Source organism: Streptomyces sp. NPDC101166 (assembly GCF_044768125.1).
Classification (GTDB): Bacteria; Actinomycetota; Actinomycetes; order Streptomycetales; family Streptomycetaceae; genus Streptomyces.
Map to the genome: position 1 here is coordinate 25679 of NZ_JBIWPF010000017.1, position 17739 is coordinate 43417.

A 17739-nucleotide genomic window follows, 5' to 3' on the forward strand; every position below is an offset into this window, starting at 1 on the left:
GGTGGCCACCGCGGTCCCCGTGGAGCGGGACGCGGTGGCACAGGCGTTCGACGAGCCCGGGCGTGAGGTGCGGCTGCCCGGGGCGAGCGTGCTCAGGACGACGTCGGGGCCGTTGACTCTCGACCTGCTGGCCGCCGGCGTGGGCCCTGCCCTCGCCGCCGCCTCCACCGCGAGCGCCCTGACCGCCGCCGCCCTCGGCGACGCCCCCTACGGCCTCGTCGTCTCCGCCGGGATCGCCGGCGGCTTCACGCCCTCCGCGGGAGCCCCGGCCGGGCAGGACGAGGGCGGCGCGCCCGTCGGCTCCCTCGTCGTCGCCGACGAGATCACCGCCGCCGACCTCGGCGCCGAGACCGCCGACGGCTTCCTGCCGGTCACCGACCTGGGCTTCGGAGTCGTCACCCACCGGCCGCCCGCCACCCTCGTACGGCAGGCCGCGGCCGCCGCCGGAGCGCGCACCGGCACGGTCCTCACCGTGTCCACCGTGACCGGCACCGCCGCCCGCGCCGCCGCCCTGCGCTCCCGCCATCCCCGCGCCCTCGCCGAGGCCATGGAGGGCTTCGGGGTCGCCGAGGCCGCCGCCGCGCACGGCACGCCGGTGCTGGAGGTCCGCGCGGTCTCCAACCCCGTCGGCCCCCGCGACCGGGCCGCCTGGCGCATCGGCGACGCCCTGACCGCCCTGACCGAGGCCTTCGGGAAGCTCACGCCCGTCCTCAGGAGTTGGAACGCGTATGACCACGACCGGTGACCCGCTGCGGATCGCGTACTCGCCCTGCCCGAACGACACCTTCGTCTTCGACGCCCTGGCCCACGGCCGGGTCCCCGGCGCGCCCGCGCTCGACGTGACGTTCGCGGACATCGACGTCACCAACGGCATGGCCGAGCGCGGCGAGCACGACGTGCTGAAGGTGTCGTACGCCGTGCTGCCGTACGTCCTCGACGCCTACACGCTGCTGCCGTGCGGGGGCGCGCTGGGGCGGGGCTGCGGGCCGCTGGTGCTCACCCGGGAGCCGGGGCTCGGCCTGGCCGGCCGCTCGGTCGCCGTGCCGAGCGAGAAGTCGACGGCCTATCTGCTGTTCCGGCTGTGGGCGGCGGACCAGGTGCCCGGCGGGGTCGGCGAGATCGTCGTCCTGCCGTTCCACGAGATCATGCCGGCCGTGCGGGACGGCAAGGTGGACGCGGGACTGGTCATCCACGAGGCCCGTTTCACCTACCGGGACTACGGGCTGCACAAGCTCGCCGACATGGGTGAGCACTGGGAGGACACGACGGGCCTGCCGATCCCGCTCGGCGCGATCATCGCCAAGCGCGCGCTGGGAGCGGCCGCGCTGACCCGGCTCGCCGACTCCATCCGCACGTCCGTGCGAGCCGCGTGGGACGCGCCGGAGGTGTCCCGCCCGTACGTCATGGCGCACGCCCAGGAGATGGACCCGGCCGTCGCCGACCAGCACATCGGCCTGTACGTCAACGAGTTCACGGCCGATCTCGGCGACGACGGCTACGCAGCGGTGCGCGGGCTGCTGACACGCGCGGCGGCCGAGGGACTGGTGCCGCCCCTCGGCCCGGACGCGCTCGCTTTCCCGTGAGCCCCGCGGTTCAGACGTCCAGCTGGTCGGCGACCGCGCGGAGCAGGCCGGCGATCTTCTTGCCGGAGGTCTTCTCGGGGTAGCGGCCCTTCTCCAGCATCGGCGTGATGTTCTCCAGGAGGGTCGTCAGATCCTGGACGATCGAGGCCAGTTCGTCCGGCTTCTTGCGGGTCGCGGCGGCGACCGAGGGGGTCGGGTCCAGGACGACGACGGAGAGGGCCTGGTCACCGCGCTGCCCGGCGACGACGCCGAACTCCACGCGCTGCCCCGGCTTCAGTGCCTCGACTCCGGCGGGGAGGACCGAGGAATGGACGAAGACGTCGCCGCCGTCGTCGCGGGAGAGGAAGCCGAAGCCCTTCTCGCTGTTGAACCACTTGACCTTGCCAGTCGGCAAAGCACACGCTCCCTCGATCGGTCCCGGGCGCTCCTGGACGCCGGTTGAACTGCCGTCATGACACCCTACCGGGGGTCTCTCCAGGCGGGCACGCCTTAAAACGAGCCGAAGCGCAGTGCGCCCCGGGGCCGCGAGGACCGTCAGAACGATCACGTTCCGCCGAAGCGGTGACCCCCGCGCCGGACGGTTCCCGGCGGGGGCGGGACTACCCTGGAGCGGTGCGTGACGAGACCCAGACGACCTCAGACTCTTCCGGCGCTTCCGGCGTATCGGATGCTTCCGGCACTCCCGGTTCTTCCGGCCCTTCGGGTGCTCGTGGTGAGGCCGCCGCGCCCGGTGACCGGCTGATCCGTGCCGGAGCCCTCGTGTTCTTCGCCGGCGCCGTGGCCACCCTGGTCACCGTGGCCCCGCTGTTCCTCGGGACGACACCCTTCCCGACGTTCATGTTCGGGCTGAGCATGCTCATGGGCGTCGGCTTCCTGCTGGCCGGCGCGGGCGTGCTGCGGTCGGTCGCGGCGGGGCGGCGTCAGGCGCGCGCGGGGCGGTAGGCGGCCAGCCAGGCGGGGAACTCCGTGAGGTCCCCGAGGACGACGTCCGCGCCGGCGTCCGTCAGCTCCCGCGCGTCGCACGGGCCGGTGGCCACGGCGACGGAGAGGGCCTCGGCGGCCCGCGCCCCGCGGACGTCCCCGACATGGTCGCCGACGTAGACGTCCGCGCCGTGCTCGCGCAGGGCCGCCGCCTTCTCCTCGGCCCACAGGTCGCCGACGACCGCGTCGGGCTCGATGCCCAGGTGGGCGAGGTGCAGCTCGGCGTTGGGCTCGTACTTGGCGGTCACCACGACCGCCTTCCCCCCGGCGGCGCGCACCGCCGCGATCGCCTCCCGCGCGCCGGGCAGCGCGAGGGTGGGGGCGATGGCCACGGTCGGGTAGATCTCGCGGTACAGGTCCCCGACGGCGTCGACCTCGTCGGCGGGGAACCAGTTGACCAGCTCGTCGGCGAGCGGCGGGCCGAGACGGGTGACGACGAGATCGGCGTCTATGGGGCGGCCGGTGCGCCGGGAGAGGGCGGTGTAGCAGGCGTGGATGCCGGGGCGCGAGTCGATGAGGGTCATGTCGAGGTCGAAGCCGACCGTGAGCGTGGGGGTGGTGGCCATGGAGGCCATTGTGCTGGTCGGCGGGCCCGCCGCCCCCGCCGCCCCTCCCGCCCGAGCGCTACTTCCGCCGCTGCGACCGCCACACCAGGAACAGGGCCGACGCCACCGCCGCTCCCCGCACGACCCACGGAAAGGTCTCCTGGATCGCGTCGTTCAGATGGCCCTCGGCGACGGGCGCGCCCCAGCGTCCCTCGGTACGGCCCCACAGCCACACCACGCCGGACACCGCCGCCAGCCCCGGCAGGACCATGACGGCCCACTTCGTCTCCCGCTCGGTCAGCCTGCGTGAGGCGTAGGCGATCAGCCAGCCCACGATCAGCGCCAGCCAGCTCCCGGCCACCGCGCCGGCGACGAGGCAGCCGGCGGCGAGCAGCAGGAGCGGGTTGCTCCAGCGGCCGCTCCCCAGCAGGGGGGCCGGCCGGAACCGACGCCCCGCCGGGGCCGCTTCCGCCTCCTCCTGCCTCTCCTGCTCCTCGGGGGCCTGCTCCTTCTCCGTCCGCTTCGGGGGCGGCGGCTTGAGCATGTCGGGGATCTCGACGCCGCCGACGAAGCCGGGGACCTCGTCACCGAGGTCGAAGGGACTCGGCTCGCGTCGCCGCCACCAGTCCGGGGACTCGACGCCGTCGCCGAGTTCGTGCGCGCCGGCGCGGTGCGGCGGGGACGGCGCGTCGGGAGCGGCGGGCGCGGCGTCCGGCTTCTGCCGGGGGCGCGGCACGACCCGGCGGAACCGCCTGGGCCGCTCGCTCCCGCTCTCGCCCTCGCGGTCACGCTGAACGGGCACGGAGGGAGCGGCGGGCTCCTCGGGCACGGGCGGGGCGCCGCCGGCCGCGGCGGCCACCAGATCGTCCGGGCTGCCGAGCCGGTCGAGGATGCGGCGGACGGCGGCCGGAGAGTCCACGGGCGACCTGGCACGCCGCTTGTCGATCTCGTTCCGCAGGTCCGACACGAGCCGCATCCGCGTGGCCGAGGACAACTGCCGCTGCTGGGCCACGTCACCGACGCGGCTCAGAAACTCGTACACGACCTGATCGCTCTCGATCCCCACGAAGTCCCTCCGAGGGGATGGCCGTTGTTGTCCCCGTTGGTCACGGTACCGCGCTGGGGGCATGCCGCCCCCGAGACCCCCCGCATCGGCCTGAACGGCCCCGTCCTCGAACGCCGGAGGGGCTGAGCAATGCTCACCGGGGTCACCGTCACACCCACCCGCTAACGTGGGTCAGATGAGCCCCGAGGACGCCCCGGCCCCCCGCTCCCTCGCGGAGGCCCTCCGCGGCAGGGACGACGCCTCCCTGGCCGCCCTCCTGCGCCACCGCCCCGACCTCATCACCCCGGTCCCCACCGACCTCACCCAGCTCGCCACCCGCGCCGGCACCCGCGCCTCCGTCGTGCGCGCGCTGGAGCGGCTGGACCGGTTCGCCCTGCAGACCGCGGAAGCGCTCGCGGTGGCCGGGGACCCGGCGTCGTACGACGAACTGCTGCGGCTGATGGCCGGGGACGAGAAGGACCGGGCCGTCGACGAGGCGCTGCCCGGCGCGGTCGCCGCCCTGCGGGAGCAGGCACTGGTGTGGGGAGCCGACGACCGGCTGCGGCTGGTGCGCACCGCGCGGGAGCTGCTCGCGCCGTCGCCGCAGCACCCGTCCCCCACGGGGCTCGGCCCGTCCGTGCGGGAGGCCACGGCGGGGATGTCGCCGGGCCGGATCCAGGAGATCGTGGCGGCGGCCGGGCTGCCGTCGACGCACGACTCGGTGTCGGCGGTCGCCGCGCTGAGCTCCCTCTTCGCCGATCGACGCAGGATGAAGGCGCTGCTGGCGAAGGCCCCGGCCGACTCCCTGGACGTGCTCGACCGGCTGGTGTGGGGGCCGCCGTACGGGCAGGTGACCGCGGACCCCGCGCCCAGGCTGCGCTGGCTGCTGGACCGGGCCCTGCTGCTGCCGACCTCGCCCGGCACGGTCGTGCTGCCGCGCGAGGTCGCCCTGCATCTGCGGGCGGGCCGGGCCCACCGCGCGGTGGAGCCCGCGCCGCCCTCCGTGGAGCCGGCCGTGATCCACCGCCCACAGGTCGTGGACGCGACGGCGGCCGGACAGGCGTACACGGCGCTGACGACGATCGAGGAGCTGCTGAAGGACTGGGACGAGGGCGGGCCGACCGTGCTGCGGGCGGGCGGGCTCAGCGTGCGCGACCTCAAGCGCACGGCCGTCGCGCTGGACGTCTCCGAGCCCGTCGCGGCGTTCTGGGTGGAGCTGGCGTACGCGGCGGGGCTGATCGCCTCCGACGGCGAGGCCGACGAGCGGTACGCGGCCACCCCGGAGTACGACGAGTGGCGGGAGCGTCCGGCCGCCGAGCGGTGGGCGCGGCTCGCCCAGGTGTGGCTGTCGGCGACCCGGACGCCCGGAGTCGTGGGCGGGCGGGACCTGAAGGACCGTGCGCTGTCGGCGCTGGGCCCGGGGCTCGACCGTTCGGCCGCGCCGGAGGTACGGCGCCGGGTGCTGACGCTGCTGGCCCGGCTGCCCGAGGGCGGCGCGCCGGACGCCGAGACGGTGCTGGCCCGGCTGCGCTGGGAGCGGCCGTTGCGCACCCAGGGGAGGCACGCGACGCAGCCGGCCCAGGCGCAGTCGCCCACGCGGCCCCCGGCGCAGCCGCATCCGCCCCGGGGCGAGGACGACGACCTGCGCTCCCGGCTCGCCCGCTGGACGCTGAGCGAGGCGGAGCTGCTGGGCGTGACCGGCCGGGGCGCGCTGTCGGCGCACGGGCGGGCGCTGCTCGGCGCGGACGCGGAACCGGAGGCCGGGGTGGGCGGCGCCGCGGACGCCGAGACCGCAGCCGCCGACGCCGCCCGGCTGCTCGCGCCGCTGCTGCCCGAGCCGCTGGACCACGTGCTGCTCCAGGCCGATCTGACCGCCGTGGCGCCGGGGCCCCTGCACCGGCCCCTCGCCGACACCCTGGGCGTCCTCGCCGACGTGGAGTCGAAGGGCGGCGCGACCGTCTACCGCTTCACGCCCGCCTCGGTGCGGCGCGCCCTGGACTCCGGGCAGACCGCGTCCGACCTGCACGCCTTCCTCACCGCGCACTCCCGTACGCCGGTCCCGCAGCCGCTCGCGTACCTGATCGACGACGTGGCCCGCCGGCACGGCCATCTGCGCGTGGGCGCGGCCTCCGCCTACGTGCGCTGCGACGACGACGCCCTGCTGAACGAGATCCTCGTCGACAAGCGTGCCGCGGCCCTGCGGTTGCGCCGGCTCGCCCCGACCGTGATCGCGGCCCAGGCCGACCCGGCGACGCTGCTGGAGGGTCTGCGCGCGATGGGGTACGCGCCGGCCGCCGAGTCCGCGGAGGGGGACGTGGTGATCACCCGGGCCCTCGCCCACCGCACCCCGCCCCGCACGGCTCCCGTGCCGGTCCCGGACGGCCCGCCGGTCCCCGACGCCACCCTTCTCGCCGCCGCGATCCGCGCGATCCGGGCCGGTGACCTGGCCTCCACGGCCCCGCGCAAGGCTCCCGACGCCGCCCCTCTGGCCCCCGGCGAACTCCCCCGCACCGGCCCGGCGGAGACCCTCGCGACCATGCAGGCCGCCGTCCTCACCGGCGAGGCCCTGTGGATCGGCTACGTCAACGCGGAGGGCGCCGCCAGCCAGCGTGTCATCGCCCCCGTGCGGGTGGAGGGCGGGTTCGTGACGGCGTACGACCACACGGCGGACGAGGTCCGCACCTACCCGCTGCACCGGATCACGGGGGTCGCGGAGCTGGCCGACGACTGACCGGGCCGGGATGCGAGCGGGCGGCCGTCGGCCTCAGCAGTCGCCGACGCCCGCGTCGGCGGGCAGGTCGAAGTGGGCGCGGGCCTCGGCCGCCAGGGCCTCGGAGGACATCGGGTCCTGGACGGCGGACGCGGCGACCACTCCGAAGCGGGCCCGCACCCACTGCGCGGCGGCCGCCCCGTCGGGCGGCTCCTCCCGTGACACGATCCGGTAGCCGCCGGCGGCCGACGCGTCCCGCTCCAGCCGCACCACCTGCGGTACCTGCGCGCCGGCGCACTCCACCAGGGCGTCGTCGCGCACCCCGTACTCCACGCACAGCGTGTCGACGTCGGCCCGCACGGCGTTCCCGTGCTCCTCCAGGCCGAGCGCCTCCGCCCGGCAGAACCAGCGCCCCTGGGACGCCGGCCCGCCCTCGTCGGCCCCGCGCGCCTCCAGGCCGTCTTCAAGGACCGGCCGCACCTGGCCCCAGAGCCCGTCGTCGACCTCGGCCGGCCGCATCGCCCACACGCCACTGGCCACAAGCACCACCACGGCTCCCGCGCCGGTCGCCCAGCCGCGGGCCGACAGCACCGTCATACCGAGACCTCCCTCACCACGGCCGCGCCCCGCGCGGCCGCAACCTCTGGTCGTCCCCTGGTCAGACGTGCGAGGGGGGCGGAGGGTTGTCCTGCTGCGCCCGGGAAGCGGGCCGCCGCCGCGTGTGGCGCGTCTGTGCCATGCCCCCGCTTCAGATGCAGATCACGATCTTTCCGCGGGTGTGTCCGCGCTCGGCGTGCGCGTGGGCGTCGGCGATCCGCTCCAGTGGGTAGGTGTGTTCGACACGGGGTGTGTAGCGGCCTTGCCGGCCCAGTTCCGCGGCTGCGGACAGGAGGGTGGAGTCGTTCTCCGCGTTGACCACATGTGCGCCCAGGCGCTGCCCGCCCACATGGTCGGCGACCGTCGCGACGCGCTTCGGGTCGCCCGTGATCGCGACGAGGTCGTCCAGGGATCCGGAGGCCGCGGTGTCGAGCGCGATGTCGACGCCGTGCGGAGCGAGAGCGGAGAGGCGCTGCGCGAGGCCGGGGCCGTAGGTGGTGGGAACGGCGCCGAGAGAGGTGAGGAACTCGTGGTTGTGTTCGCCGGCTGTCCCGATCACGGTGGCGCCTTGTGCCACGGCGATCTCGACTGCCGCGCTTCCCACGCCTCCGGCGGCTCCTTCGACGAGAAGGGTGCGTCCCGCGAGGGAGCCGAGCGCGTTCAGGCCACGCATCGCGGTCACGGACGCAAGACCGGCGCCCGCAGCCTGCTCGTCGTTCCATGTGTCGGGGGCGTGGGCCCAGGCGGAGAGGACGACCAGTTCCGCGGTCGCGCCGGTGACACCGCCCAGCCCGAAGACGCGGTCGCCGATGCTCACCCCGTGCACTCCGTCACCGATCTCGTCGACCACGCCGGCGGCGTCGCGCCCGGGAACGGCGGGCAGCTCCAGGGGAATCAGCTGGTGCAGGGCACCGGCGCGCAGCTTCCAGTCGATGGGATTGACGCTGGCCGCCGCGACGCGGACACGTATCTCACCACGTCCCGGGTGAGGGTCGGGGGCCTGCTCGATCACCAGGCTCTCCGCCCCGCCGTATTCGTGGAAGCGGGCTGCACGCATAATGTCCTGCCTTACCTTTATGGATCGAATTGACGGCGTTCATTTCACGCCCGTTGCACTTATGGGGTGCGGATCGGTGCGGTCGCCGAGCAGGCGGGCGGCGACCCGCCCCGACAACCACGATCCTGCCCATCGCCGGAATACCTCCCGCCGAGTCGACGCTCCGGAAGATATCCAGAAGGTCGGTCACCGGATGGATACCAAGACCGGAGACGGGAGACCCTCGATGACGCAACGGCCACCGCTGCCACCCGACTTGTTCGACGAGCTGTGCCCGTCCCCACTGATGCCTTTCCGCTTCGGCGACAAATGGGCGCCCATGGTCCTCCGCTGCCTGGAGGACGGCCCGCGCAGATATTCCGAACTCCGCGTGCCACTGGGCCACGTCACCCCGAAATCGCTCACTCAGTCACTCCGCGGCCTGGAGCGGAACGGGTTCGTGTCACGCACGGTGCACGCCGACCCGAAACTGCGGGTGGAGTACGCGCTGACACCGCTGGGCCGCAGCACACTGGAGCCGCTGGCCGCCGCCTGCCGATGGGCTACCGAGCACTGGGACGAGCTGCTCGACGCCCGCGAGGACGGCATCTTCTCCAACGGCTGACTCGAACCTGGTGCTCGGCGGGCCTGGTCAGGATGTGTCGCGGTCCCGGCCGGTCGAGCCCACGTGAGAAGCCCGAGACATCGATGTCTTCCTCGACGGCTACGACCTCCCAGCCGCGTGCCTCGCACAACGCCTCACAGGCCGCGACGCCGGCGTTCCGGCGAAGTCGTCTCGTCGGTTTCGCGCGATAGGCGAACATAGAGGGCGGCGCGCATCCCCGGCGCGCCGGCCGGGACGCCCTTCCGGCGTCGGGCACGGGGCATAGCCCGTGCTGTGACAGGCGTTGTTTCTGTCGAGACGACCTTATCTCCGGAGGTATGTGTGTCCTGCCTAATCGTCCAGTCGGACAAGACTCTGCTCCTGGAGGTCGACCACGAGCAGGCCGACGACTGCCGTCGCGCGATCGCTCCGTTCGCGGAGCTGGAGCGCGCCCCCGAGCACATCCACACCTACCGGATCACCCCGCTCGGCCTGTGGAACGCGCGGGCGGCCGGGCACGACGCCGAGCAGGTCGTGGACGCGCTCGTGCAGTACAGCCGCCACCCGGTGCCGCACGCGCTGCTCGTGGACGTCGCGGAGACGATGGACCGCTACGGCCGGCTGACGCTCAGCAAGCACCCGGCGCACGGGCTGGTGCTGACCACGACCGACCGGCCGGTGCTGGAGGAGATCCTGCGCTCGAAGCGGATCATGCCGCTCGTCGGCGCCCGCCTCGACCCGGACACCGTCGTCGTGCACCCCTCCGAGCGCGGCCAGATCAAGCAGACGCTGCTCAAGCTGGGCTGGCCGGCCGAGGACCTCGCCGGGTACGTGGACGGCGAGGCGCATCCGATCGGGCTCGCCGAGGACGGCTGGGCGCTGCGGCCGTACCAGAAGCAGGCGGTGGAGAACTTCTGGCACGGCGGAAGCGGCGTGGTGGTCCTGCCCTGCGGCGCGGGCAAGACGCTGGTCGGCGCGGGGGCGATGGCCCAGGCGAAGTCGACCACGCTGATCCTCGTCACGAACACGGTCTCGGCCCGGCAGTGGAAGCACGAGCTGGTGAAGCGGACCTCGCTGACCGAGGACGAGATCGGCGAGTACAGCGGCACGAAGAAGGAGATCCGGCCCGTCACCATCGCCACGTACCAGGTGCTGACGACCAGACGCAAGGGCGTCTACCCGCACCTGGAGCTGTTCGACTCCCGTGACTGGGGCCTGATCGTCTACGACGAGGTGCATCTGCTGCCGGCCCCCGTCTTCAAGTTCACCGCCGACCTCCAGGCGCGGCGGCGGCTGGGCCTGACCGCGACGCTGGTGCGGGAGGACGGCCGCGAGTCGGACGTGTTCTCCCTCATCGGTCCCAAGCGGTTCGACGCGCCGTGGAAGGAGATCGAGGCGCAGGGCTACATCGCGCCGGCGGACTGCGTCGAGGTCCGGGTGAACCTCACCGACTCCGAGCGGCTCGCCTACGCGACCGCGGAGGCGGAGGAGAAGTACCGCTTCTGTGCGACGACGGCGACGAAGCGGAAGGTGACCGAGGCGCTGGTGCGGCGTTTCGCCGGGCAGCAGATCCTCGTCATCGGGCAGTACATCGACCAGCTGGACGAGCTGGGCGAGCATCTGAACGCGCCCGTGATCAAGGGCGAGACCTCCAACGCGCAGCGCGAGAAGCTCTTCGACGCGTTCCGGGAGGGCGAGATCAGCGTGCTGGTGGTGTCGAAGGTCGCGAACTTCTCGATCGACCTGCCGGAGGCGACGGTCGCCATCCAGGTGTCGGGGACCTTCGGGTCACGGCAGGAGGAGGCTCAGCGGCTGGGCCGGGTCCTGCGCCCGAAGGCGGACGGCCATCAGGCCCACTTCTACTCGGTCGTCGCCCGCGACACCATCGACCAGGACTTCGCCGCCCACCGTCAGCGGTTCCTGGCGGAGCAGGGCTACGCGTACCGGATCGTGGACGCGGACGATCTGCTGGCGGAGAGCTGACACCGGGGGCTTCGCGCCGGTTCCGCTGGCGGGGGCCTCACTTGCGGCGGACGCCGGCCTCCTCGCCGTACTCGCCGAGGACGATCACGTCGAAGGCGGCGCCGGCGAAGACCTTCACCGCGCGCAGGGCGTCGCCGAGGAGGTGACGGTGGGCGCCCGCGACGGGAGTGGCGCCGGCCGGAAGGCGGGCTGGGTGAACGGTCGCTGCACTCATGTCTCCATGATGCGAGCCGCTTCCCCGGTGATGCATCGGCTGAGGTCCGAGGCGGCGCCGGGCCTCCCCGCGCCCGGGGAGCGGCCCCCGTCAACGGGGCGGTAAATCCATTGGCGCCGCCCGGCGCCCCTCACCTACACTCTCCGCTCTTGCCCGCCTCCCTCCCGGAGTGCCGTCGTCCGGCCGGAAACCGGACGGCTTCCCGCAGCGCCCTTCCCGCAGGTCCCTCCGGAGGCACCCCCTTGTCCACGCCCGCCGTACCCGCGCAGGACTTCCCCGACGCCGTCGACGACCCGCTGGGCCGTGAGCGCGCCCACCTCGGCGCCTCGCGTGCCGCGCTGCGCGCCATGCGCGAGGACGTCGAGGCCCTCGACATCAGCGACGTCACCGCGAACTGGGTCAACGCGCAGATCCTGGAGCGCCAGATCGGCGAGCGCATCAAGGCGCTGGCCGACCTCAGCGACATCCCGCTGTTCTTCGGCCGCCTCGACTACCTGCACGCTCCGGGGGCCGAGAAGGCGGAGGGAGCCGAAGGGGAGTCCTTCTACATCGGGCGGCGGCACGTCCACGACCACGACGGCGACCCGATGGTCATCGACTGGCGCGCACCCGTCTCGCAGCCGTTCTACCGGGCCTCCAAGAACGATCCCATGGACGTCGGGCTGCGCCGGCGCTTCGGCTACACGGGCGGCGCCCTCACCGCGTACGAGGACGAGCACCTCTCCGACCCGGCCGAGGCGGCCGTCGTCAGCAAGCTGCTCCAGCAGGAGATCGAGCGCCCGCGCGTGGGCCCGATGCGCGACATCGTGGCGACGATCCAGCCCGAGCAGGACGAGATCGTACGGTCGGGGCTCGCGGGGAGCGTCTGTGTGCAGGGCGGTCCGGGGACCGGTAAGACCGCCGTCGGTCTGCACCGCGTCGCCTACCTCCTCTACGCTCACCGGGAGCGGCTGGCCCGCACCGGCACGCTGGTGATCGGACCGAACCGGTCCTTCCTCCACTACATCGAGCAAGTGCTGCCCGCTCTGGGCGAGTTGACGGTCCGGCAGGCCACGGTCGAGGACCTGGTCGCGCATGTGGAGGTGCGCGGCGAGGACGAGTCCGCGGCGGCGGTCGTCAAAGGCGACGCCCGCATGGCGCAGGTGCTCCGCCGGGCCCTGTACTCCCACATCACGATGCCGGCCGAGCCCGTCGTCGTGGTGCGCGGCTCCCGACGCTGGCGGGTCCCGGCCTACGAACTGGAGTCGATGGTGCGGGAGCTGCTGGAGAGGGACATCCGCTACGGCGCCGCCCGCGAGGCCCTGCCGCAGCGCGTCGCGCACGCGGTGCTGGTGCAGATGGAGCGGGCCGGGGAGGCGCCCGACGACCGGGTGCAGGACGCGGTGGCCCGCAACAGCGCGGTCAAGGCGGCGGTGAAGGCGGTGTGGCCGCCGGTCGACCCGGCGAAGCTGGTCCTGCGGCTGCTGACCGACGCGGAGTTCCTCGCCGCCCACGCGGAGGGCGTCCTCAGCGAGGAGGAGCAGAAGACGATCCTGTGGGCGAAGCCGGTCCGCTCGGTGAAGTCGGCGAAGTGGTCGACGGCGGACGCGGTGCTGGTCGACGAGGCGTGCGACCTCGTGGAGCGCACGCACTCGCTGGGCCACGTGGTGCTGGACGAGGCGCAGGACCTCTCCCCCATGCAGTACCGGGCCGTCGGGCGCCGCTGCTCCACCGGCAGCGCGACCGTGCTGGGCGACCTCGCGCAGGGCACCACACCCTGGGCGACCAGGAGTTGGCCGGAAGCCCTCGCCCACCTGGGCAAACCCGAGGCGGTGATCGAGGAGCTGACGGCCGGCTTCCGTGTGCCGACGGACGTCATCGGCTACGCCTCCCGGCTCCTCCCGCACATCGCGCCGGGGCTGACCCCGGTCGCCTCGGTCCGTGAGAACCCGGGCTTCTTCGCCGTCCGCCGGGCCTCGGGGGACGAGGAAGTCATCGCCGCCTGCGAGGAGTTGCTGCGCCACGAGGGCTCGACGGGGCTGATCGCGGCGGATGCCCGCATCCCGGCCCTGGCGAAGGCGCTCGGGGCGGCGGGCATCGGCCATCTCGCCCCCGGCGAGGAGACCACCCACGAGACACGTCTGACCCTGGTCCCCGCGTCCCTCGCCAAGGGCCTGGAGTACGACTACGTGGTCCTGGACGAGCCCCAGGCGGTGGTGGACGGCGAACCCGACGAGCGGACGGGCCTGCGCCGCCTGTACGTGTCCCTGACCCGAGCCGTCTCCGGCCTGATCATCACCCACAGGACCCCGCTGCCGGCCCAGCTCGGCTAGTACGGCCTACCGTCCGCGTCCAGTGCGCCGCGCCACCGCGCCACCGCCGACGTCGACACCGGCTCCGTCCACCCTCCGGGCCGGGCCGCTCCTCCGATGTGGAAGGCGTCGACGCCGACGGCGCGCAGGGTGGGCACATGGTCGAGGCGCAGGCCTCCGCCGACGAGGAGGCGCTGCTCGTAGCCCGGCTCGCCACGGCGGGAGGCCTCCGCGAGGAGGGTGGGCAGGCCTTCGTCGACGCCTGCCGGGGAGCCGGCCGTGAGGTAGGCGTCCAGGCCGGGCAGACCGTCCAGCTGCTTGCGCAGGGCGTCGCGGTCGGCGCAGTGGTCGATGGCTCGGTGGAAGGTCCACCGGCAGCCGGCCAGCTCCGCGACGACACTCTCCACCGCCGGGAGGTCCACCGTGCCCTCCTCGTCGAGGAAGCCGAGCACGAACTCCCGCGCCCCGGCCGCCGTCAGCTCCCCGGCGGCCCGGACCAGCCGGGCGAGGCCGCCGGGGCCGCCGGCGGCGAAGCCGTCGGTCAGGCGCAGCATCACGCGCAGGTCGATGTCGACGGCGGCGCGGATCGCCGCGAAGGCCCGCACGGGCGGGGTGAGCCCGTCGGCGGCCATGTCGGCGACCAGTTCGAGGCGGTCCGCACCTCCGGCCTGGGCGGCGACCGCGTCCTCGGCGTCGAGTGCGATCACCTCCAGGACTGCACGCTTGCTCATGGGTCCCCATTCGTCGGCGTTCACAGGTGGCTACAGGTGGCTACAGGTCCGTGCGGCTACAGGCCCGGGCGACTATAGGTCTAGTCCAATTCAAGGGTACGCGCCCGCCCGGGCACGCGGGCCGTGGTGGCACCGGTCCCGGCCACGGAAGAATGACTTCCATGACCCCATCGGCCGACGACCGCGAAGCCCCGGCCGCCGAAGGCGGCCTCGACGCCCTGCGCGCCCGCTTCGCCCACGCCCTCGAAAGCGCCCGCGGCCCCGCCACCGGCCCGGACCCCCTCCCCTACGCCGACGCCCTCCTCGCCCGCTGGCGGGAGCCGCAGCGCCGCTACCACACGCTCACGCACCTCACCGCCGTCCTCGACCACGTCGACGCCCTCGCGGAGCACGCCGGCGACCCGGACGTCGTCCGCCTCGCCGCCTGGTTCCACGACGCGGTCTACCTGCCCGACCGCTCCGAGAACGAGGAGCGCTCGGCCCGTCTCGCCGAGCGCGCACTCCCCGAGGCCGGTCTGCCGGCGGCGAAGAGCGCCGAGGTGGCCCGCCTGGTCCGGCTCACCGTCACCCACGCCCCCGCCGACGACGACCCCGACGGCCAGGTGCTCTGCGACGCCGACCTCGCGATCCTGGCCGCGCCGCCGTCCGCGTACGCCGCGTACACGGCCGCGGTCCGCGAGGAGTACCACTTCGTCCCGAACGACGCCTTCCGCGAGGGCCGCGCGGCGATCCTGCGCCAACTCCTCGACCTGCCCCGCCTGTTCCACACCCCGCACGGCGTGGAGCACTGGGAGCCGACAGCGCGCCACAACCTCCGCGCGGAACTCGAACTGCTGACGCGGTGACCTACGGCGGAGTAGCGTCGGGCGCGTCCCCCTACCGGAAGGACCGCGTTCCATGAGCGAACGGCCGCCGCTGCCGGGAGCGCCCGCCGGGACGGCAGTGGCGTCCCCTCACGGCGGCACGCTCCGAATCCCCACCCCACGCCTCACCCTCGAAGGCGTCCCCCCGCACGCCGCCACCGGTCTTCGGGCGGGCGGCGACGGCGGGTTCGCCTGGCTCGGGGGCGCGCCCTTCGAGGGCACCCGGGACGTCTCCGGGATGCTGACGCAGGCGCACGCCGCCGGGGTGTACCGGCCCGAGTTCGGCATGTTCGCGCTCGTGCGGCGCGGCGACGGGCTCGCCGTCGGCAGCATCGCCTTCCACGGACCCCCCGACGACGAGGGCCGCGTCGAGATCGGCTACGACCTCGTGGAGGCCGCCCGCGGACACGGCTACGCCACGGAGGCGGTCGACGCCCTCACCGACTGGACGCTGGCCCGGGACGACGTGGGCTGCGTCTGCGCGACGGTCGAGGAGACGAACACCGCGTCCCAGAACGTGCTGCACCGAGCCGGGTTCACCCGAACCCGGCTGAACAGCGACGAGCTGCTGCTGTACGTCCGCAGCCGGGGTTGAGGCATGTGGGCGGGCGCGCTCCGGCGCCCCGCGTCAGGCCGGCCGTCCCTTGGGTCTGCGCAGGCCGGACGCCGTCAGCAGACGGACCACCTCGCGGCTGCTGACCTCGACCGCGCCGGCCGCGACCGCGTCCGCGTAACGGTGCGACGGGATGTCGTAGTGGTCCCGTTCGAAGGCGCGCCGCGGCACACCCAACCCCTCGGCGAAAACGTGCAGTTCGTCGAAGGACAGATCGCTGACCAGATGGGACCACAGCCGCCCGTGACCGGGCCAGCTCGGCGGGTCGATGTAGACCGTCATCGGGACCTCACGAGGCCGGCGGCCCGCCGACCGCCCCGCCCAGCGTGCCCACCGCCGCGACCCGCACCCCCGCCTTGTGGCACACCCAGTGCGGGTCCGGCCCGAGTTCGGGCTCCACGTCGAGCGCGTGCGGGTCGCCCGAGCCGCACACCGGGCACAACGGCCAGCGCCCGTACCGCTCCAGCAGCGCGTCCTGCACGTCCTGCGCGACCAGCCCGGCGACGAACGCCACGCCCTCCGGCCACTGCTCGACCCACCAGCGCCGCTGCACCACGGAGTCCTCGACCATCGAGACGACGTCCGCCGCGGCGACGTCGCCCGCGGCCAGATCGGCGAGCACCAGGGCGCGGGCCGCGTGCAGCGCCTGTTCCAGGGGGCCGACGGGATTGCCGGAGGAGGGATCCATGCCCCCATTGTGCGCAACTCCCGCCCCTGACCTCGAACCGAAAATACTTTTCGACCCGGTACGCGGACCATGTGCTCACCTGCCCGGCGCACCCACGACAGCGCGGCTCCCGCCCCGGCCGCGTCGTACGAGGCGTCGGCCCACCGGCACCGGTAAACCGTAGGGGTGTTCGCCCCGACCGGCCCGGGCCCGCCCCGCCGGTCGCACCCCTGCGGCGGACCGCACGTCCTGACAGCCGCGCGCCCCAGCCGGCCGCATCGACCCCGCACCGGAAAGAGCCTCCCCGTGATCTCCTCCTCTCCTCCGCCCGGCCCCCGTGCCCCGCACGACGAACTGCGCTCGCAGCTCGACTCCCTCACCACCGAGGCCTTCCGGCCCGAGCTGGCCGAGATCGACCGGCTCCCCACGCTCGACATCGCCCGCCTGATGAACGGCGAGGACGCTGCCGTGCCCGCCGCCGTCGCCGCGCGGTTGCCCGAGATCGCCGCCGCCGTCGACGCCATCTCCGAGCGGATGGCGCGCGGCGGACGACTCGTCCACGCCGGGGCCGGCACCGCCGGACGGCTCGGCGTGCTCGACGCCTCCGAGTGCCCGCCCACCTTCGCCACGGCCCCGGGCCAGGTCGTCGGACTGATCGCCGGCGGCCCGAAGGCGATGACCCGCTCCGTCGAGGGCGCCGAGGACTCCCGCGAGCTGGCCGAGACGGACCTCGCCGCCCTCGCCCTCACCCCCGAGGACACGGTGGTCGGCATCTCCGCCTCCGGACGCACTCCCTACGCCGTCGCCGCCGTCGAGTACGCCCGCTCCCTGGGCGCCCTGACCGTCGGGCTGGCCTGCAACCCGGGCAGCGCGCTGGCCGCCGCCGCCGAGCACGGCATCGAGGTCGTCGTCGGACCGGAACTCCTCACCGGCTCCACCCGGCTGAAGGCGGGCACCGCCCAGAAGCTGGTGCTGAACATGCTCTCGACGATCACGATGATCCGGCTCGGCAAGACCTACGGGAACCTCATGGTCGACGTGCGCGCCTCCAACGAGAAGCTGCGCGCCCGCTCCCGGCGGATCGTCGCCCTGGCCACGGGGGCCGCCGACGAGGAGATCGAGGCCGCCCTCACGGCAACCGGCGGCGAGGTGAAGCACGCGATCCTGGCCCTGCTCGCCGGGGTCGACGGACCGTCGGCCGCCCGCCTTCTGGAGGAGTCCGACGGCCATCTGCGCGCCGCGCTCGCCGCCGCGGGGCGTTGAGCCGCACCCTCGG

At 74.1% G+C, this 17739-nt stretch carries 19 protein-coding genes; 10 read left to right on the top strand and 9 right to left on the bottom strand.

Annotation, left to right across the window (positions count from 1 at the left end; all coding sequences use genetic code 11):
- The first annotated feature begins 1 nt into the window (after position 1).
- Both ACIRS4_RS27270 and ACIRS4_RS27275 read left to right on the top strand, forming a co-directional pair.
- Positions 2-745, top strand: coding sequence for a futalosine hydrolase (locus tag ACIRS4_RS27270; RefSeq protein WP_404201222.1), 744 nt, complete (start codon positions 2-4; stop codon positions 743-745).
- The gene (locus ACIRS4_RS27275; RefSeq protein WP_404201003.1) at positions 729-1583 is read left to right on the top strand and encodes a 1,4-dihydroxy-6-naphthoate synthase; all 855 of its coding nucleotides are present in this window, start codon (positions 729-731) and stop codon (positions 1581-1583) included. The genes ACIRS4_RS27270 and ACIRS4_RS27275 overlap by 17 nt, the downstream gene beginning before the upstream one ends.
- A gap of 10 nt (positions 1584-1593) precedes the next feature.
- Here ACIRS4_RS27275 and ACIRS4_RS27280 read toward each other — a convergent pair whose 3' ends face one another.
- Positions 1594-1977, bottom strand: coding sequence for a cold-shock protein (locus tag ACIRS4_RS27280; RefSeq protein ID WP_130441994.1), 384 nt, complete (start codon positions 1975-1977; stop codon positions 1594-1596).
- Positions 1978-2321: 344 nt separating this feature from the next.
- Here ACIRS4_RS27280 and ACIRS4_RS27285 point away from each other — a divergent pair, with 344 nt between their 5' ends.
- Complete coding sequence (locus tag ACIRS4_RS27285; RefSeq protein WP_351091912.1) at positions 2322-2525, top strand: hypothetical protein; 204 nt, start codon at positions 2322-2324, stop codon at positions 2523-2525.
- On the opposite strand, the gene ACIRS4_RS27290 is transcribed toward ACIRS4_RS27285, so the two are convergent.
- Both ACIRS4_RS27290 and ACIRS4_RS27295 read right to left on the bottom strand, forming a co-directional pair.
- Entirely contained in the window at positions 2504-3139 is a 636-nt protein-coding gene (locus ACIRS4_RS27290; protein WP_404201005.1) for an HAD family hydrolase, read from the bottom strand. The genes ACIRS4_RS27285 and ACIRS4_RS27290 overlap by 22 nt on opposite strands.
- Before the next feature lie 49 nt (positions 3140-3188).
- Positions 3189-4175, bottom strand: a complete 987-nt coding sequence (locus ACIRS4_RS27295; protein WP_404201007.1) for a hypothetical protein — start codon at positions 4173-4175, stop codon at positions 3189-3191.
- A gap of 175 nt (positions 4176-4350) precedes the next feature.
- On the opposite strand from ACIRS4_RS27295, the gene ACIRS4_RS27300 reads away from it, so the two are divergent.
- Positions 4351-6885: a helicase-associated domain-containing protein gene (locus ACIRS4_RS27300; RefSeq protein ID WP_404201009.1), complete on the top strand. Its 2535-nt coding sequence runs from the start codon at positions 4351-4353 to the stop codon at positions 6883-6885.
- Positions 6886-6918: 33 nt separating this feature from the next.
- Here the strand turns inward: ACIRS4_RS27300 and ACIRS4_RS27305 are convergent, their stop codons facing one another.
- Positions 6919-7461, bottom strand: a complete 543-nt coding sequence (locus ACIRS4_RS27305; RefSeq protein ID WP_404201011.1) for a hypothetical protein — start codon at positions 7459-7461, stop codon at positions 6919-6921.
- Positions 7462-7612: 151 nt separating this feature from the next.
- Positions 7613-8518: an NADP-dependent oxidoreductase gene (locus ACIRS4_RS27310; RefSeq protein ID WP_404201013.1), complete on the bottom strand. Its 906-nt coding sequence runs from the start codon at positions 8516-8518 to the stop codon at positions 7613-7615.
- 226 nt (positions 8519-8744) lie between these two features.
- Between ACIRS4_RS27310 and ACIRS4_RS27315 the strand changes: the two genes are divergently transcribed.
- Positions 8745-9122: a winged helix-turn-helix transcriptional regulator gene (locus tag ACIRS4_RS27315; RefSeq protein ID WP_404201015.1), complete on the top strand. Its 378-nt coding sequence runs from the start codon at positions 8745-8747 to the stop codon at positions 9120-9122.
- A gap of 321 nt (positions 9123-9443) precedes the next feature.
- Complete coding sequence (locus ACIRS4_RS27320; RefSeq protein WP_404201017.1) at positions 9444-11084, top strand: DNA repair helicase XPB; 1641 nt, start codon at positions 9444-9446, stop codon at positions 11082-11084.
- Positions 11085-11121: 37 nt separating this feature from the next.
- Here the strand turns inward: ACIRS4_RS27320 and ACIRS4_RS27325 are convergent, their stop codons facing one another.
- A complete protein-coding gene (locus ACIRS4_RS27325) occupies positions 11122-11298 on the bottom strand; it encodes a hypothetical protein (protein ID WP_207228811.1) in 177 nt (58 codons plus the stop codon).
- 242 nt (positions 11299-11540) lie between these two features.
- Between ACIRS4_RS27325 and ACIRS4_RS27330 the strand changes: the two genes are divergently transcribed.
- The gene (locus tag ACIRS4_RS27330) at positions 11541-13610 is read left to right on the top strand and encodes a HelD family protein (protein ID WP_404201019.1); all 2070 of its coding nucleotides are present in this window, start codon (positions 11541-11543) and stop codon (positions 13608-13610) included.
- Here ACIRS4_RS27330 and ACIRS4_RS27335 read toward each other — a convergent pair.
- Positions 13607-14320 carry a copper homeostasis protein CutC gene (locus ACIRS4_RS27335; protein ID WP_404201021.1) on the bottom strand — a complete coding sequence of 238 codons (714 nt, stop codon included), beginning with the start codon at positions 14318-14320 and terminating at the stop codon, positions 13607-13609. The genes ACIRS4_RS27330 and ACIRS4_RS27335 overlap by 4 nt on opposite strands.
- 161 nt (positions 14321-14481) lie before the next feature.
- Here ACIRS4_RS27335 and ACIRS4_RS27340 point away from each other — a divergent pair, with 161 nt between their 5' ends.
- Together ACIRS4_RS27340 and ACIRS4_RS27345 are read left to right on the top strand one after the other, a co-directional pair.
- Positions 14482-15165 carry a hypothetical protein gene (locus ACIRS4_RS27340; protein ID WP_404201023.1) on the top strand — a complete coding sequence of 228 codons (684 nt, stop codon included), beginning with the start codon at positions 14482-14484 and terminating at the stop codon, positions 15163-15165.
- A gap of 52 nt (positions 15166-15217) precedes the next feature.
- The gene (locus tag ACIRS4_RS27345; protein WP_404201025.1) at positions 15218-15778 is read left to right on the top strand and encodes a GNAT family N-acetyltransferase; all 561 of its coding nucleotides are present in this window, start codon (positions 15218-15220) and stop codon (positions 15776-15778) included.
- A 33-nt stretch (positions 15779-15811) separates the two neighbouring features.
- Here the strand turns inward: ACIRS4_RS27345 and ACIRS4_RS27350 are convergent, their stop codons facing one another.
- Both ACIRS4_RS27350 and ACIRS4_RS27355 read right to left on the bottom strand, forming a co-directional pair.
- Complete coding sequence (locus tag ACIRS4_RS27350) at positions 15812-16078, bottom strand: DUF4031 domain-containing protein (protein WP_404201027.1); 267 nt, start codon at positions 16076-16078, stop codon at positions 15812-15814.
- Between the two features lie 7 nt (positions 16079-16085).
- Positions 16086-16484: a hypothetical protein gene (locus tag ACIRS4_RS27355; protein WP_404201029.1), complete on the bottom strand. Its 399-nt coding sequence runs from the start codon at positions 16482-16484 to the stop codon at positions 16086-16088.
- Between the two features lie 285 nt (positions 16485-16769).
- Between ACIRS4_RS27355 and murQ the strand changes: the two genes are divergently transcribed.
- Positions 16770-17726, top strand: coding sequence for an N-acetylmuramic acid 6-phosphate etherase (gene murQ, locus ACIRS4_RS27360; RefSeq protein WP_404201031.1), 957 nt, complete (start codon positions 16770-16772; stop codon positions 17724-17726).
- The last annotated feature ends 13 nt before the right edge of the window (positions 17727-17739 follow it).

Coding starts and splice junctions, on each gene's coding strand:
- ACIRS4_RS27305 (WP_404201011.1), bottom strand. CDS start 7,461: ATGACGGTGCTGTCGGCCCGCGGCTGGGCGACCGGCGCGGGAGCCGTG.
- ACIRS4_RS27275 (WP_404201003.1), top strand. CDS start 729: ATGACCACGACCGGTGACCCGCTGCGGATCGCGTACTCGCCCTGCCCG.
- ACIRS4_RS27335 (WP_404201021.1), bottom strand. CDS start 14,320: ATGAGCAAGCGTGCAGTCCTGGAGGTGATCGCACTCGACGCCGAGGAC.
- ACIRS4_RS27310 (WP_404201013.1), bottom strand. CDS start 8,518: ATGCGTGCAGCCCGCTTCCACGAATACGGCGGGGCGGAGAGCCTGGTG.
- ACIRS4_RS27340 (WP_404201023.1), top strand. CDS start 14,482: ATGACCCCATCGGCCGACGACCGCGAAGCCCCGGCCGCCGAAGGCGGC.
- ACIRS4_RS27345 (WP_404201025.1), top strand. CDS start 15,218: ATGAGCGAACGGCCGCCGCTGCCGGGAGCGCCCGCCGGGACGGCAGTG.
- ACIRS4_RS27350 (WP_404201027.1), bottom strand. CDS start 16,078: ATGACGGTCTACATCGACCCGCCGAGCTGGCCCGGTCACGGGCGGCTG.
- ACIRS4_RS27325 (WP_207228811.1), bottom strand. CDS start 11,298: ATGAGTGCAGCGACCGTTCACCCAGCCCGCCTTCCGGCCGGCGCCACT.
- ACIRS4_RS27355 (WP_404201029.1), bottom strand. CDS start 16,484: ATGGATCCCTCCTCCGGCAATCCCGTCGGCCCCCTGGAACAGGCGCTG.
- ACIRS4_RS27290 (WP_404201005.1), bottom strand. CDS start 3,139: ATGGCCTCCATGGCCACCACCCCCACGCTCACGGTCGGCTTCGACCTC.
- ACIRS4_RS27300 (WP_404201009.1), top strand. CDS start 4,351: ATGAGCCCCGAGGACGCCCCGGCCCCCCGCTCCCTCGCGGAGGCCCTC.
- ACIRS4_RS27315 (WP_404201015.1), top strand. CDS start 8,745: ATGACGCAACGGCCACCGCTGCCACCCGACTTGTTCGACGAGCTGTGC.